Source organism: Bradyrhizobium sp. HKCCYLRH3097 (assembly GCF_051167875.1).
In the GTDB taxonomy this organism is placed as follows: Bacteria; Pseudomonadota; Alphaproteobacteria; order Rhizobiales; family Xanthobacteraceae; genus Bradyrhizobium.
This window is the reverse complement of the sequence record NZ_JBNPTX010000002.1, coordinates 554654-569639: the sequence shown is the minus strand read 5'-3', so window position 1 is coordinate 569639 and position 14986 is coordinate 554654. Positions and strand designations below refer to the sequence as shown.

Below are 14986 nucleotides of genomic sequence, written 5' to 3'. Positions count from 1 at the left end.
AGCGGCCCGTCGGAGACTGGCGCGCACTACTGAAGGCCGCCAGCCCCGGTTCCCGTCGACGAGGTCGTGGCAAGCGTCCGAAGCCCGATCTGGAGCATATAGGCATGGCTCAGAACGGGTGGAGTGGTGCCTGCCGTATAGTTATACGACGTTACATAGTTGGCGGCCAGCACGAAACAGTCGTCCACATAGCCCGCGCCGATCACATACTGGTTGATCTTGTTGGCAGCGAGGTCCCACCGCGCGGCGCCCGTCACGACCCAGTTCGGTGCCACCTTGACCGAGCCGCTGCCCAGGATGCCCTCACGACGGGTGAGGTAACCGATCGCCGGATCGGCAGCATAGTTGCCGTAGGTCAGGGCCACCGACCAGCGGTCGAAGTTCGCCTTGGCTTCCGCCTCGAAGCGCTGGATGTTCAGGGTCTGCTGGTCGAACCGGCTGCGCATGCTGAACGTGTAAGTGCGGTTCGGCGAGTAGTCGACCCGCGCCACGTAGTCCGAGACGTTCTTGTCCAGGCCGGAGCCGATGGCGGTGTTGTTGGCGTCCTGCACCGCGAACGAGTTCATCCCGAACAGGTGATAGGACTGGCCGAACAGCACGTTGATGGTGCCGCCGCGGTCGAACTGCGTGGTCGCCTGGACGCCGACATTGGCGCGCCCGCCGCCCTCGACGCGGTCGTAGCCGGAGAACTTGTCGACGCTGAACAGGTTGCTGGCGTCGAACACCATGCTCTGGGCGTCCTCGTTCGGCAGCCGGCCGGCATAGGTCTCGTTCGGCCGGATGATCACTTGCGCGATCGGCTCGATCGTCGTCGTGCCCCACGGCTGAACGTTGATGAACGGGTAGCGATATTCCAGGCCGACCGTCGGCATCAGCCGCAGCGCCTGGGTGTCGCCGGTCTGCAGGAAGTTGCCCACACCCGGCTGGTTCGAGACGTTGGCGTTGATCGCATCCGCGCGCAGGATCGCGAACGGCGTCCAGATCTGGCCGTAGGGATCCGTGAACGACCGCCGCCACTCCGCCTGCGCAGTCAGGCGGGTGTAGGTGCCGGGCGTGGCGCGCAGCAGGCACTGCGTCGGCAGGCGCGCAAGCGGGTCAGCCGATGTCGTCGTGCACAGGCCGTTGGTGTTGGCCGTGGTGGTGATCGGATCGAACACCGCCGTCTGGCGGCTCAGATTGACGAAGTTGGTCTTGTAGCTGAACTCGCCGCCGAACACGGGATAGTTCAGCACGTTCGAGTAATCCAGCACCGGATAGACCACCGGCACGGTCTGCTGGTTGCCCGAGAAGCTCAGATAGTGGATCGCCCTGACGTCGAAGAAGCTGCGGCTGCCAACGCCGGTCAAATACAGCTGCGAGATCGCCTCGGTCGGCAGGCTCATGAACGAGTTGAACGGGTCGCGGTACTGCGCCAGCCGGTAATCCGACAGGAACATGTAGTCGGACAGCAGGATGCCGTCCCAGCCCCAGACCCACTTGTCGTTGAGCGCGAACTGGCCCTTGGTGTCGACGCCGCCGCGGAACTGGCGGTCGCCCGGCTGGCCGGCGAAGGCGTTGCGGTCGAGCTGATCGATGCCGTACAGGCGCACCTGATAGCCGCCATTGCTGAGGCGCTGGCGGAACTCGGTCTGCAGCAGCACGCCCTGCTTGGAGGTGATGCGCGGCGTGAAGGTCGCGTCGTAATCCGGCGCGATCGCCCAGTAATAGGGGATGTCGACGCCGAAGCCGTAGCCGCCGGTCTGGGTGACGCCGGGCATCAGGAAGCCGCTCTTGCGCTTCACGGTCGGATCGGGCGTCGAGAAGTAGGGGATGTAGGCCAGGGGAACGCCGAAGAATTCGAGCTGGGCGTTCTCGAAATACAGCATCTTCTCGGTCTGGTCGTGGATGATGCGCGCACCCTTGACCTGCCACAGCGGCGGCTTCTTCGGATCGTCCTTGCACGGCGCGCAGGCGGTGTACACGCCGTTCTCGAAGACGGTGTAATTGCCCTTGGAGCGGTCGGCGCGGGTCGCCGCCATCCGCGTCTGATCCTCGGTCTCGACGCGCAGCGAATCGACGAAGCCGTCACGATAGTCGTCCGACAGATCGAGGCTGTTGGCGTAGGTGATCTTGCCGTCGGCGTCGGTCATGCGGATGTTGCCTTCCGCATGCAGGCGCTTGGTCTTCTGGTCGTAGATCACCCGGTCGGCCTCGACCGAGGTGCCGTTGTAGAACAGTTGCACGTTGCCGACCGCCGACACGCGCGAGTTGTTGTAGTCGTAATCGACCTCGGTCGCCTGCACCAGCATCTGGTTGTCGTTGGCGACGCGCGGCGGCGGCGCCTTGGGCGGGCGCGGATTGTAGGTGAAGCCCTGCGCCACGGCAGGGGTCGGCGCCACGACCGCGATCGCAGCAGCGACCATCAGGCCGAGCCCGCAGGCCATAACGAATCCAAGTACGCCAGACCCGGCGCGACGCACGCGCGCGCAACCGACGCGCGCAACGGCATGCTGCCGAAGCGCGGCGAGCGCTGTCTGACGGACGGCAACGAACGACACTAGCCGTCCTCCTGGTAGAGCAAGGCCATGAAGCCGGTGAGGCCGCCGACGAACACCGGCAGCCACGCCGCAGCGATCGGATTCATCAACTCAGCCTTGCTCAAATCTTCAGTTACTTTCGACAGAACGTAGAGCAGAAACCCGGCGCCCACGCCACTCAAAACCATTTTCTGTACGCCACCCATTCGGAAGAACCTGAGCGACACGGACGCAGCCAGCATGACCATCGCAGCCAGCAAAAACGGCTGCGCGATCAGCTTATGATACTGCAGTTTGTACCCCGCGGTCGCGAAGCCCGAGCTCTCCGACGAGCGGATGTATGTCGGAAGTTGCCAAAACGACACAGTTTCGGGGGTGGAGAAGCTGTTTCGGACCTGTGCCGGCGTCAGGCTGGTCGGAAGAATGTACGTCGGTTCGTCGACCGGCGGCGCATCGAGGGAGAATCGGCGCACGGACCGGAAGACCCACCGGCCTTCTTCCAGGGTCGCCTCGCGCGCTTCGATTCGTTCCTTGAAGTGCTTGTCCGTATCAAAACGGAACAGGGTCAGTCCGGTCAGGCGGACGCCCTGCTGCTCGCTGCGCGCGGCATTGATGATGACCGAGCCGTCGGGGTTGATCTGGTTGAGCCAGAAGCCGGCCGCGTCCTGCACGCCGCCGCCCGGGGCGGCGCCGAACAGCTCGGCCTCCATGCGCTTGGAGAGCTCGCGCAGATTTGCCGACATCGGGTTGTAGAGGGTCGTCGCCATTAGCCCGAGCACGATGGCGCTTGCCAGCGCCGGCGCGATGAACTGCCAGGCGGAGACCCCGGCCGCGCGCGCCACCACGAGTTCGAGTCGGCGCGACAGCGCGAGATAGCAGGTCATGGCGCCGATCAGGACGCAGAACGGCATCATCTTCTCGAGCAATTGCGGCACCCGGAACAGCGACGTCTCCGCCACCATCAGCGCCGAGGCCGAGGCGAGCCCGGAGGTCTTGCGCACCATCTCGATGTAGTCGACGAGCACGAGCAGGATGAAGATGCTCGCGAACACGCCGACCGCCGAGACCAGGAAGCGGCCGGCGAAATAGCGCCCGAGCGTGTTGGTGACCATGCTCATGCGGTGGCCGGCCTTCCGAACAGGCGTGCGATCCGCGCGTTCGAGCGGTTGATGGCTTCCATCAGCCGCGCCGGCGGCTCGACCACCACGCCGCCGATGATGATCCAGATGCTGAGGCCGAGCACGCCGAACAGCATGAGGTACTGCACCAGCGCCGCCATCGGCGTCTTCACGGTCATGACCGAGCAGGCGAAGCCCGCCATGCGGACGCCGAACACGGCGAGAATGGCGCTGCCGAACGAGAAGTTGCGGCTCTGGCGTGTGGTCCGCGGCGCGCCCAGGAATGCGAAGGTGAGGGCAGCGAAGGCGAACGGATAGATCGGCGCCAGGAAGCGGTCGTGCAATTCCTGGCGGAATTGTCCCGGGATCTGCTTGTAGATCGGATCGTTTTCGGCGGGCGCCATCAGTTCCCACAGATAGCGCTCGCGGATGCCGAGCGTGACGTCGCGGCCCTGGTTCGAAAACTTCGACATGTCGAAGGCGTAGCGGGCGAACGCGACCATCGCCGGCTCGCGCTTGCCGAGCTCGAAGCGTTCCAGATTGCCGTCCTCCAGCACCAGGAACGAGCCGTCGGCATTCTTCACGACGGTGCCCTTCTCGGCGATGATCGTGATTCGCTCCTTGGGGTCGCGGCGGTCGTCGATCAGGATGCCGGACAGCTCACCGCCGGGCTGGCGCTCGCGGATCCGGATGGTCAGGTTCTGGTCGAGCTGCGCGAACCGCCCGGGCTGTAGGATGTTGGCGAGCACGTCGGCGGTGATCTCGGCATCCCACTGCTTGATCCGGCGCAGGCCATCGGGGGCGAAGAAGGCGGCGATCACCGTCACCAGCACGGCTACCGCGCAGGTGGCATAGGCGAACGGCACGAACAGCCGGATCGGCGACATGCCGGCGGCGTTCATGACGATGATCTCCGAATCGGTCGCCAGCTTGTTCAGCGTGTGCGAGACCGCGATCATCAGCGCGATCGGCGCGATGACGCCGAGCAGGGAGGGAATCACGAGCCCGGTGATGCCAAGGAAGGTCAGGATCGTCTGGCCCTGGCTGGTCATCAGGTCGATGCCGCGCAACGCCTGCGTAATCCAGATCACGCCGGTGAGGCTGACCAACACCAGCGCGAACGACGCCAGCGTCGTGCGAAAGATGTACCTGTCGATGGACCCCATCGTCTGCGCTCGATCCCCAATCAGCAGTCCCGGAACGAGCGCTGCAGCCCCCCTTGAAACGGGTCCCCCAAGGCCGCTGTCGCCGTGACGTTCCAAGAGCAGTGAATATCATTACCATCTCGTTGATCCGTCGACAAAATGGCTGTGGCGTGGCGCCCCGAAAATACGGTCAAAATTTCATGATTGTGACTGGCCCGCCACGCGGCGCTTGGCAGCCGCGGTCCGGGCAGGCCATACTGCTGTCAAGTTGGGTTCCGAACTGCCGCCATCCGCGTCTGGCCCTTGAGGTTTTCGGCCGGACGTGGCGGCTCATCACGTCGAAATTTGGAGGATTGCTTGATGTCCGACGCCGTCAAGGTCGGCTTCGTCCCGCTGTCGACCGCCCCGCGTGGCATCGTGGTGGCGTTCTGCGATGACACCCTGCGTCTTGGAGCTGCGACCGAGAAGGCGCTCGGGGGGGCCTCGGACCTGATCAAGCGCGCGGCCGGGGCAGCCCGGTTCAAGGGCAAGGATGGCGCGGTGTTGGATCTGCTGGCTCCTGAGGGAATCAAGATTCAGCGCTTGATCGTCATCGGCATCGGCAAGGGCTCGGACCTCAAGGACAAGGATTTCCTCAAATACGGCGGGACTTTAGCCGGAAAGCTGAACGCCGGAACTGAAGCGGTGGCGGTGCTCGCCGAGCTGCCTTCGGGACCGCTGTTGCCGGATCAGGTCAGCTCGCTGGCCGCCGGGATCCGGCTGCGGGCCTATCGGTTCGACCGTTACAAGACCAAGAAGAAGGACGAGGAGGGCGCCGTCAGCGCCAATGTCTCGATCGCCGTGGCGGACGTCGCGGCGGCCAAGAAGGCCTTCGCGCCGCGATCCCACGTGACCGACGGGGTGATACTGGCGCGCGATCTCGTCAACGAGCCGCCGAACGTGCTCTACCCGGAAGAGTTCGCCAAACGCGCTGCCGCCTTGCGCAAGCTCGGCGTCACCGTCGAGATCCTCGACGTGCCCGCGATGAAGAAACTCGGCATGGGCGCGCTGCTCGGCGTCGGCCAGGGCTCGGCACGGCCGAGCCGCACCGTCGTGATGCACTACAATGGCGGCAAGCGCGGCGAGCAGCCGGTCGCCTTCATCGGCAAGGGCGTGTGCTTCGATACCGGCGGCATCTCGATCAAGCCGGCCGGCTCGATGGAGGACATGAAGGGCGACATGGGCGGCGCGGCCTGCGTGGTCGGCCTGATGCATGCACTCGCCGCACGCAAGGCCAAGGCCAACGTGATCGGCGCCATCGGCCTGGTCGAGAACATGCCGGACGGCAACGCCCAGCGTCCGGGCGACATCGTCACCTCGATGTCGGGCCAGACCATCGAGATCATCAACACCGATGCGGAGGGCCGCCTCGTGCTCGCCGACGTGCTGTGGTACGTCGCGACCAAGTTCAAGCCGAAATTCATGATCGACCTGGCGACCTTGACCGGCGCGATCATGGTCGCGCTCGGCACCGAGCATGCCGGTCTCTTCACCAACAATGATGATCTCGCCGACAAGCTGTTCAAGGCGGGGCAGGAGACGGGTGAGAAGGTGTGGCGCATGCCGCTCGGCCACGAATACGACAAGCTGATCGATTCGCAGTTCGCCGACATGAAGAATACCGGCGGACGCCATGGCGGCTCGATCACCGCCGCGCAATTCCTGCAGCGCTTCGTCAACGACACGCCGTGGGCGCATCTCGACATCGCCGGCACCGCGATGGGCGCGCCGAAATCGGAGATCAACCAGAGCTGGGGATCGGGCTATGGCGTCCGGCTGCTCGATCGGCTGGTGTGGGACTCCTACGAATCCAGATCCGACACCAAAGCCGAAGCCAAATCCGGCGGCAAGGCGTGACGCGGGGCGATGACCGAAGTCCTGTTCTACCACCTGCAGAACATGACCGTGGAAGGCGTGCTGCCGCCGCTGCTCGAGAAGTCGCTCGAGCGCGGTTGGCGCGTCGTGGTGCAGTCGACATCGGAGGAGCGCGCGGATGCGCTCGATGCGCATCTGTGGACCTATCGCGACGATTCGTTTCTGCCGCACGCCACCTGGCGGGTGGCCGATGTGGCCGACCAGCCGATCGTGCTCGCGGTGGAAGAAAGCAATCCCAACGGCGCGAACGTCCGTTTCCTGGTGGATAACGCGGCGCTGCCATCGGACTCGCACAGCTACGAGCGCATGGTGCTCGTGTTCAACGGCGATGATGCGGACGCGCTCGCGGCTGCGAGATCGGCGTGGACCGATTGCAAATCGCGGGGATTCGAGGTCACCTACTGGCAGGCGGATGAGCGGGGGCGCTGGCAGCGCCGCCAATGATACGGAGGCCCGTGAAGCGCCGATGATGGCAGCGCCGCGTGATTAATGATAATCTGCCGATTTACCGGCAGAGCGTTGGCAAAGTCACGAACGTGCCGCAAAGTGATGTTGGGACAACACGTTAGAGTGTCCACAGGTTGCAATTCAGCAAGGTTCATCGTGCGAGACCACACCAAACAGCTGACGCGCGCTCTGGCGTTCCTTGTGCTTGCCCCGGTCGTCGCCGGATGCTCGAGCACGCCCGATTTCCTGTCCAAGGACGCTGAGTGGTTCAACCGGCCGCAGCGCCTGTTCATCAGAAACATCTCGATCGACGCGCCGCCGCTGACGCCGGACAAGCCGGTCACGGCTGAGGATCTTGTGAGCGCCGAAGGCGCATGCCCGGGCATGGCGCCTGCGGCCGATGCTGCGGGCGCGAACGCGCTGGCGAATGATCCCGCCGCCGCGACGCCGGCTGCCGGCGGCACCGTCGCACTCGGCCACACCGAATGCGACGTGGTGCGCGGCATCGGTGCACCCGACAACGTCAACATCTCGAGCAATGGCGGCGAGCGCGTGGCCACGGTGACCTGGCTGCGCGGCGCACGCGCCGGCGTCTACACGTTCAGCTCCGGCCGCCTGACCTCGGTCGAGCGCGCGCCCGATCCGGGACCGGCGCCGAAGGTGGCGAAGCCGAAGGCGAAGAAGCGGACGAGCTGACGGCGGGAGGCGGCCATGCAAATAACCGGCCTCCGTCGCGAGTTGGAGGAGGCCGGGTATGCGGTACGCCGTGATTTTCTTCCTCGCGAATTGTTGGAGGCCGGCAATCGAATCAAGTCTCGGGCCAGTCTTGAGGCGAGAGCGGAGCCCCATCTCGGGCTTGTTGTCTCGGTCAACTTTTCGGTCGATTTCGCGCCGATCATTCTCTTCGATGCACAATATGAATTGTTGGAGCGCGCCGGATACCGGGATGCGCGCTTTTTTGCTGGATTTCTGATCTCCAAGCCGGCCGGGTGTCCGAGGCTGCACTGGCACCAGGATTGGTGGGGCTGGTCGAGCGCCGTGAGTTACGGCGCCACGCCTCCAATTCTCTATTTCATGTACTATTTGACCGACACGAGTGCTGCAAACGGATGCTTGCGCGTGCTTCCCGGCAGTCATCGGCGCAAGAACGATCTACATGAATTGATCGAGGGCAGGCCGACACATCCCGATCGGGTTCTGCATGTCGACGACGTGCTGGTTTCCACGAGGCCAGACGAAGTTGATGTTGCTGTTCGGAAGGGGGATCTCATCGTTCGCGACGGCAGGCTCCTTCACGCATCCCATGCGAACAATTCGAGCGAAGACCGAGCCCTGATCGTATTGTCCTTCGTGCCGTTCTGGTCGGATCTCCCGGAGGGGCTGCAATGCGCCTTCGACAGAAAGCGGCCCAAGATCGAAAGATCCTGGCCGTCCGCCGAGGCCGAGCGCGTGCTGGATCGAGCGACGGTCTACAACGGCGCGTCGTCGCCGATCCATCTGCAGAGGACTCCGAACTTCGGCGACGATTAAGCTGCCGCGTCCTCCGCATCCAGCTCCATCACGACATCGGTCGCGTTCAACGTATCGCCCGCTTTGCGCCTGACCTGACTGATTGTCCCGGAGTAGGGAGCTTTCACCGACAGCTGTGATTTGGCCGCCTCGATGACGTAGAGGACCTCACCGGTCTTCACCTTTTGACCGGCCTTGACGCAGACGTCGTAGAGCAGGCCGTCAAGTCGAGCGTAAAGCTGCTTGTTCATGTTTCGTCCTCCTGAATCGCCTCAATCGAACCTCAAACATCAACGTCAGCTACCAAAAGTAGAGTAATTTTGATTCTGCTACAATGGCGCTTTCAATCTTATGGATGTATGTAGTCATCGTTGCTACCTCTAGCTCTGGGCATAGCGAGGCGCGCCATGAAGTGGTTCTTCAGCAAGTATCTTTTCGCAGGCATGATTGTCGTGGTTTCGTCGATTGCTGCGCGTGCCGACGTCCTGCCGGCGCCGTCGAGATGGACCAATCAACGAGGCTCGGTTCTCGAGATCTGGTCAGTCACCGATGGGCAGGTGCGAGGGCAATTCACCAACAACGCATCTGGGTTCGCATGCCAGGGTATTCCCTATCCGGTATCCGGCAGATCCGCCGGCAGCGCCGTTATGCTGGTCGTGACTTTTGCCCAGTGCAATTCCATCACGCGTTGGAGAGGCCAAGTCGGCGGCAATCAACTTCGGGCGAATTGGAATCTCTTCTACATTCAGCCCAACGGTGATCTCGGCAATCTGCCGGGTGCCGACCTGTTCCAGCGAACCAATTGATCCGGTCGCTCGCTCCGATCCCGCATTCAGCCGTGTTAGCCGCCGACCGCGAAGGCTTTCGACTTGGAAGCAGCTGAAAGCCGAGCTATCGGCGACTTTCGGCCGAATGCCGATCCGAGGCTCGGGGCACTTCAGCTCCCCGCCTCGTCATGCAGCGTGCTGGCTTCCAGCCACTGCTCCTCGGCGCGCGCCAGCGCGTCGGCGGCATTGGCCCGCGCCTTCGACAATTGCGCGGCCTGCTTTGGGTCGCGCGTGAAGATGTCGGGCAGCGACAGCGCGCCGTCGATCTTGGCGATGATCTCGGTGATGCGGGCGATCTCGGCTTCGGCTGCCGCAATCTTCTGCTTCAGCCCGCTGCGCTTGTTATCGCTGCGGGGCCGCTCGGTCTTCTCGGCGACCTGAGAGCGCTCGTTGTCGCGGGCCGGCGTGCTGCGCGTCGACAAGACCATGCGCCTGTAGTCATCGAGGTCGCCATCATAGGTCTTCACGGTGCGGTCGGCGACGACCCAGAGGCGGTCGGCGCAGGCCTCGATCAGATAGCGATCGTGCGACACCATGATCACGGCGCCGGGAAATTCGTTGATCGCTTCGGCCAGCGCGGCGCGGCTGTCGATGTCGAGATGGTTGGTCGGCTCGTCCAGGATGATCATGTTGGGGCCGAAGAAGGTCGCGAGCCCGAGCAGCAGCCGCGCCTTCTCGCCGCCCGACAGGCTCTTCACCAGCGTGTCGGCGGCCTTGCCGGAAAATCCGATCGCGCCGGCGCGCGCGCGCACTTTCGATTCCGGCGCATCGCCCATCAGCTTGCGCACGTGACTATACGGCGATCCGGTCTCGTCCAGCTCATCGAGCTGGTGCTGGGCGAAATAGGCGATCGACAGCTTGTCGGCGCGCGTGACCTTGCCGGAAAACGGTGTGAGCCGGCCGGCGAGCAGCTTCACCAGCGTGGACTTGCCATTGCCGTTGGCGCCGAGCAATGCGACGCGGTCGTCATTGTCGATGCGTAAGGTGACTCTGTTGAGCACCGGTTGCGCGGGATCGTAGCCGACCGAGGCGTTGTCGACCGCGATGATCGGCGGCGACAGCAGTCGCTCCGGTGCGGGGAAGGTGATCTCGTGCACGTCCTGGGTGACGAGCGCGGTGATCGGCTTCATCCGCTCCAGCATCTTGACGCGGGACTGCGCCTGGCGCGCCTTCGAGGCCTTGGCCTTGAAGCGCTCGACGAAGGCCTGCAGCCGCGCGCGCTCCGCTTCCTGGCGCTTGACCGCCTTGGCATCGAGCATCTCGCGGGTGGCGCGCTGTTCCTCGTAGGAGGAGTAGCTGCCGCGATACAGCGTGAGCTTGCAACGGTCGAGATGCAGGATCTGGTCGACGGAGGTTTCCAGGAGATCGCGGTCGTGGCTGATCACGATCACCGTGCGCGGATAATGCGCCAGATGATCCTCGAGCCACAGCGTGCCCTCGAGGTCGAGATAGTTGGTCGGCTCGTCCAGCAGGAGCAGGTCGGGCGCGGCGAACAGCGTTGCCGCAAGGGCGACCCGCATGCGCCAGCCGCCGGAGAACTCGGCGCAGGCTCGCGCCTGATCCGCGGCGGAAAATCCAAGGCCGCTGAGAATAGCGGCCGCGCGCGCCGGGGCGGAATGCGCGTCGATGTCGACGAGCCGGGTCTGGATCTCGGCGATGCGGTGTGCGTCATGGGCGGTCTCGGCCTCCTGCAGCAGCGCATGCCGCTCGAGGTCGGCCCGGAGAACCACCTCGATCAGGCTTTCGGGCCCGCTCGGGGCTTCCTGGGCCAGGCTGCCGATGCGCCACCGCGGCGGCACGGTGATGCTGCCGGTCTCCAGCGACAGTTCGCCGCGGATCGCCTTGAACAGGGTCGACTTGCCGGTGCCGTTGCGGCCGACCAGTCCGACGCGCGCGCCGGGCGGAATCTGCACTGAGCTCTGGTCGATGAGAAGCCGTCCGGCGAGGCGGATGGAGATGTCGGTGATGGAAAGCATGCGCGCCTTGTCACCGCGCGCGCGGCCAAAGGCAACCGCTTTGTCGCGGTCTCAGCGGCCGGAGAGGCTCATCCCGGTCTCGTCGCGCTTTCGCAACTCGTTCATCAGGTCCGCAAGCTGAGCCGGCAGACGAGAGCCGTCCGGCGGCAGGCTGCGTTGCAGGCGTTCGCCGACGGCCTCGCAGATCGACCGGCTGGTCTTGCGATCGAGCGCCTCGCTGAAATCGGCGGTGCGGCCAGACATGAGGGAGTTCCACGAGCAGTTGCAGGACGATGCCGTAACAAGTCGTGACCGCTCGATTTGTTTCCCGCTCCCGACCGGAAGACCCCGAAATGAGGTTGAAAATGCACAAAAAAAGCCCCGGCGTGGGGGAGACGCCGGGGCGATGCGAGTTCGGTGCGGCGGGGGGCGGGTGCCGCGCCGAGGCTCGTATCAATAGCAGCGGTTGATCCACCGCCAGCGCGGTCCCCACGGGGTCGGAACCACGCGGCGCACGTAGCAGCCGCCATAGCCGTAGCTGTAGACCGGGCCACCGACGAAGAAGCGCGGGCCGTAGAACGGACGGTGCCATCCGCCGTAGCCTCCGTGCCAACCGCCCCCATGCCAGCCGCCATGCCAGTGAGCCGAGGCGGCAGTCGGGGCGAGGGCGGCTGCGCCGAGGGCAACGGTGGCCGCCGCGATGAGGGAGAGTTTGCGCAACATGATCGTCTCCTGGATGACAGCGCTGGTGGCGCCGAAATTGTCCGACGGATGAGGCTGGGAGAGGGCGGCCACCGGTCGTATTGCTGGCTCGTCCTCGCCCGATGCCAACACCCTAGGAGCTTCGAGCTGAACACGGGTGGCACGGAGCCTTCAGACTATGTTCAGAATTGTGAAATTGTCGTAAGGCGTCGCGCTCCGGCAGGGGCCCCGGTCGCTTGCCGTCGGCCGATCGCGTCGATATAAGCCCGCAACTCACCGAAATCCCGCACCTCCAAGGACGATATCATGGCGATTGAGCGCACCTTTTCGATCATCAAGCCCGACGCGACCGAGCGTAATCTCACCGGCGCGATCAACGCGCTGATCGAGAAGGCCGGCCTGCGGATCGTGGCCCAGAAGCGCATCCGCATGACCCGCGATCAGGCCGAGACCTTCTATGCCGTGCACAAGGCGCGGCCATTCTTCGGCGAACTGGTCGATTTCATGATCTCCGGCCCGGTCGTGGTCCAGGTGCTGGAGGGCGAGGGCGCCATCCTGAAGTACCGCGACGTGATGGGCGCCACCGACCCGTCGAAGGCGGCCGACGGTACCATCCGCAAGCTGCATGCGAAGTCGATCGGCGAGAACTCGGTGCACGGTTCCGACGCGGCGGAAACGGCAGCGATCGAGATCGCGCAGTTCTTCTCCGGCAACGAGATCGTCGGTTGATCGATCCTGGTGCGGCTGAGGGCCTCCTCAGCCGCACGACCTTCGTGTTCTGCGCTGAACTTATCTGAGAGGCCCGGCCGTGAACTGGCTATCGCAACTCGCCGATTCCGCCAGCTTCGGCCATATGCTCGCTCAATTCGAGGCCGACCTGCAGAGCCCGGGCTTCTGGCTCGCGCTCGGCAAGATCGTCTGGATCAACGTGCTGTTGTCGGGCGACAATGCGCTGGTCATCGCGCTCGCCTGCCGCGGCCTGCACGGCAAGCATCGCTTCTGGGGCATGGTGGCCGGCTCCGGCATTGCCGTCGCACTGCGCATCGCCTTTACCGGCATCGTCGCCACCCTGATGGCGCTGCCATACCTGAAATTGATCGGCGGGCTGGCGCTGATCGTGATCGCCGCCAAGCTGCTGGTGCCCGAGGACGAGAACGACGAGATCGCGGCCGGCACGACGCTGTGGCATGCGGTCCGCATCGTCGCGCTCGCCGACCTCGTGATGAGCCTCGACAACGTGATCGCGGTGGCTGCGGCCGCCAACGGCCAGGCGTCGCTGCTGATCATCGGCCTTGCCATGAGCATCCCGCTGATCATCGCGGGTGCCGCGCTGATCATGCTGGTGCTCGATCGGGTCCCGCTGCTGGTCTGGCTCGGCGCGATGCTGCTCGGCTGGGTGGCCGGCGAGGTGATCGCGACCGATCCCGCGATCGAGCCGATGCTGCACCATCTGCTCGACGGCACCGTCCTCATCAACATCGAGGCGACCTCGGCGCTGTTCGCCGGCAAGACCAATCTCGCGAGCCATGTCGATGTCATGGAGACGCTGATGTCGCTGATCGGCGCCGGTGTGGTGCTGATCGCCGGCTCGATCTGGCGCGGCCGCGCGCTGCAGCGTCAGGCCGAGAGCGAGCTGCAGCCGGTGCCGGCGCGCGGCGTCGATCTGCCTTAGCTGATCGTCAGGACGCGCCGCATCCGACCGGGCGGCGTCAGGACTCCGCATCCAGCCGATCGAGGAATTCGCGGACGGTGTGGACCGATCCCGTGGCGGCTGGCTGGTAGCCGGGCAGGGCAGCGACGGCGCGATGGAATTCGTCGCCCTTCATCACCTCGAGCACCCGCCGCATCGGGTCGGTTTCCAGAAACGATTTGTGGCAGGCGAAGAAATAATCCTCGGTGAGGATACGGATGAAGTCGAGCCCGAACTGCCGCGCGGCTGCCTCGACGCCGAAGCAGACGTCGGCCATGCCGCTCGCGACATAGGCGGCGACGGCTGCATGGGTGAACTCGATCTGCTGCGCGCCATTGATGCTGGTTTCGTCGATGCCTTGTGACGCGAGCAACTGATCGAACAACAGGCGGGTGCCGGAATCATGATCGCGATTGACGAAGCGCGCCCTGCCGTCGGCAAGATCGGCCAATGAACGGATGGACAGCGGATTGCCGCGCTTGACCATCAGCCCCATCTCGCGGGTCACGAAGCTGATGACGCAGTCCTGCTTGGGATCGAGCCAATCCCGGCAGGCCTGGATGTTCTGGGCACGCAGCTCGCCGCGCGGCAGATGCAGTCCCGACAGGTCGCATTCGCCTTGCGCCAGCGAGGCCAGCGAATGCTGACTGCTGACATAGCGGACATCGACCCCGACGCCTGACTCGCGATCCAACAGCTCGCGCAGCTTGGCGACCGCAAAGCCGTGGCTGGCGTGAACGCGGATCACGCCAGGATGCGGCTGTAGGAATGGCTTGATCTCGGTCACCAGCTCCTGCGCCAGATTGTCGAGCTGCGGGCCGAGGCGAGCCTGCATGCGCTCGCCGGCCCAGACCAGCTTGTCGCCGAACGCCGTGAGCTTCGATCCTTTGCCGCGCTGGGTCTCGACCAGCGGTACGCCGAAGAATTCAGACCACTGCTCGATCAGATTCCAGACGTGACGATAGGACAGATGCGCGTCACTGGCCGCGCTGGTGATCTTACCCGTCCTCCCGATTTCACTGAGCACGCGGAGCATCACGACGATGCTCTGCGGGCCGTCGTCCTTGTAGAAGCGCCAGACAGGTTCGATCGCGATCCGCAACATCAGTGCCCGCTTGTGAAGTCGGCTTCATATGACCGCCGGCCATAGGCAACAGATATCA

At 64.5% G+C, this 14986-nt stretch carries 15 protein-coding genes; 7 read left to right on the top strand and 8 right to left on the bottom strand.

Going from position 1 to position 14986, the window contains the following annotated elements; translation table 11 throughout:
• Nucleotides 1–26: 26 nt before the first annotated feature.
• From ACQR0U_RS08300 to lptF, 3 genes are read right to left on the bottom strand one after another with little or no spacing between them, the layout of a single operon-like run.
• A complete protein-coding gene (locus ACQR0U_RS08300) occupies nucleotides 27–2537 on the bottom strand; it encodes an LPS-assembly protein LptD (protein WP_315826795.1) in 2511 nt (836 codons plus the stop codon).
• Nucleotides 2537–3634, bottom strand: coding sequence for an LPS export ABC transporter permease LptG (gene lptG / locus ACQR0U_RS08295; protein ID WP_315712392.1), 1098 nt, complete (start codon nucleotides 3632–3634; stop codon nucleotides 2537–2539). The genes ACQR0U_RS08300 and lptG overlap by 1 nt, the downstream gene beginning before the upstream one ends.
• Nucleotides 3631–4800, bottom strand: a complete 1170-nt coding sequence (gene lptF / locus ACQR0U_RS08290; protein ID WP_315749956.1) for an LPS export ABC transporter permease LptF — start codon at nucleotides 4798–4800, stop codon at nucleotides 3631–3633. The genes lptG and lptF overlap by 4 nt, the downstream gene beginning before the upstream one ends.
• A gap of 339 nt (nucleotides 4801–5139) precedes the next feature.
• Here lptF and ACQR0U_RS08285 point away from each other — a divergent pair, with 339 nt between their 5' ends.
• The 4 genes from ACQR0U_RS08285 (at nucleotide 5140) to ACQR0U_RS08270 (ending at nucleotide 8670) form a co-directional block, all read left to right on the top strand.
• On the top strand, nucleotides 5140–6675 hold the full coding sequence (locus ACQR0U_RS08285) for a leucyl aminopeptidase (protein ID WP_316192647.1): 1536 nt from the start codon (nucleotides 5140–5142) through the stop codon (nucleotides 6673–6675).
• A 9-nt stretch (nucleotides 6676–6684) separates the two neighbouring features.
• Complete coding sequence (locus ACQR0U_RS08280; RefSeq protein ID WP_315749957.1) at nucleotides 6685–7137, top strand: DNA polymerase III subunit chi; 453 nt, start codon at nucleotides 6685–6687, stop codon at nucleotides 7135–7137.
• 204 nt (nucleotides 7138–7341) lie between these two features.
• Nucleotides 7342–7836: a hypothetical protein gene (locus ACQR0U_RS08275; RefSeq protein ID WP_315712649.1), complete on the top strand. Its 495-nt coding sequence runs from the start codon at nucleotides 7342–7344 to the stop codon at nucleotides 7834–7836.
• Between the two features lie 15 nt (nucleotides 7837–7851).
• Nucleotides 7852–8670 (top strand): phytanoyl-CoA dioxygenase family protein, encoded by an 819-nt coding sequence (locus ACQR0U_RS08270; RefSeq protein ID WP_315826796.1) that lies wholly within the window; start codon nucleotides 7852–7854, stop codon nucleotides 8668–8670.
• On the opposite strand, the gene ACQR0U_RS08265 is transcribed toward ACQR0U_RS08270, so the two are convergent.
• Nucleotides 8667–8900, bottom strand: a complete 234-nt coding sequence (locus ACQR0U_RS08265; RefSeq protein ID WP_315712384.1) for an acetyl-CoA carboxylase biotin carboxyl carrier protein subunit — start codon at nucleotides 8898–8900, stop codon at nucleotides 8667–8669. The two genes, ACQR0U_RS08270 and ACQR0U_RS08265, sit on opposite strands and share 4 nt — an antisense overlap.
• 156 nt (nucleotides 8901–9056) lie before the next feature.
• On the opposite strand from ACQR0U_RS08265, the gene ACQR0U_RS08260 reads away from it, so the two are divergent.
• Nucleotides 9057–9455: an avidin/streptavidin family protein gene (locus tag ACQR0U_RS08260; RefSeq protein ID WP_315712383.1), complete on the top strand. Its 399-nt coding sequence runs from the start codon at nucleotides 9057–9059 to the stop codon at nucleotides 9453–9455.
• A gap of 131 nt (nucleotides 9456–9586) precedes the next feature.
• Here the strand turns inward: ACQR0U_RS08260 and ACQR0U_RS08255 are convergent, their stop codons facing one another.
• From ACQR0U_RS08255 to ACQR0U_RS08245, 3 genes are all read right to left on the bottom strand, one after another.
• A complete protein-coding gene (locus tag ACQR0U_RS08255) occupies nucleotides 9587–11452 on the bottom strand; it encodes an ABC-F family ATP-binding cassette domain-containing protein (protein ID WP_315826797.1) in 1866 nt (621 codons plus the stop codon).
• A gap of 51 nt (nucleotides 11453–11503) precedes the next feature.
• The gene (locus tag ACQR0U_RS08250) at nucleotides 11504–11695 is read right to left on the bottom strand and encodes a hypothetical protein (RefSeq protein ID WP_315712381.1); all 192 of its coding nucleotides are present in this window, start codon (nucleotides 11693–11695) and stop codon (nucleotides 11504–11506) included.
• Between the two features lie 189 nt (nucleotides 11696–11884).
• Nucleotides 11885–12154: a sulfur globule protein precursor gene (locus ACQR0U_RS08245; protein ID WP_315712648.1), complete on the bottom strand. Its 270-nt coding sequence runs from the start codon at nucleotides 12152–12154 to the stop codon at nucleotides 11885–11887.
• 285 nt (nucleotides 12155–12439) lie between these two features.
• On the opposite strand from ACQR0U_RS08245, the gene ndk reads away from it, so the two are divergent.
• Both ndk and ACQR0U_RS08235 read left to right on the top strand, forming a co-directional pair.
• Nucleotides 12440–12862 (top strand): nucleoside-diphosphate kinase, encoded by a 423-nt coding sequence (gene ndk / locus ACQR0U_RS08240; protein WP_315712380.1) that lies wholly within the window; start codon nucleotides 12440–12442, stop codon nucleotides 12860–12862.
• Nucleotides 12863–12941: 79 nt separating this feature from the next.
• Nucleotides 12942–13805 carry a TerC family protein gene (locus ACQR0U_RS08235; RefSeq protein ID WP_434842965.1) on the top strand — a complete coding sequence of 288 codons (864 nt, stop codon included), beginning with the start codon at nucleotides 12942–12944 and terminating at the stop codon, nucleotides 13803–13805.
• A 37-nt stretch (nucleotides 13806–13842) separates the two neighbouring features.
• Here the strand turns inward: ACQR0U_RS08235 and ACQR0U_RS08230 are convergent, their stop codons facing one another.
• Nucleotides 13843–14928: a substrate-binding domain-containing protein gene (locus ACQR0U_RS08230; RefSeq protein WP_315749963.1), complete on the bottom strand. Its 1086-nt coding sequence runs from the start codon at nucleotides 14926–14928 to the stop codon at nucleotides 13843–13845.
• Between the last annotated feature and the right edge of the window lie 58 nt (nucleotides 14929–14986).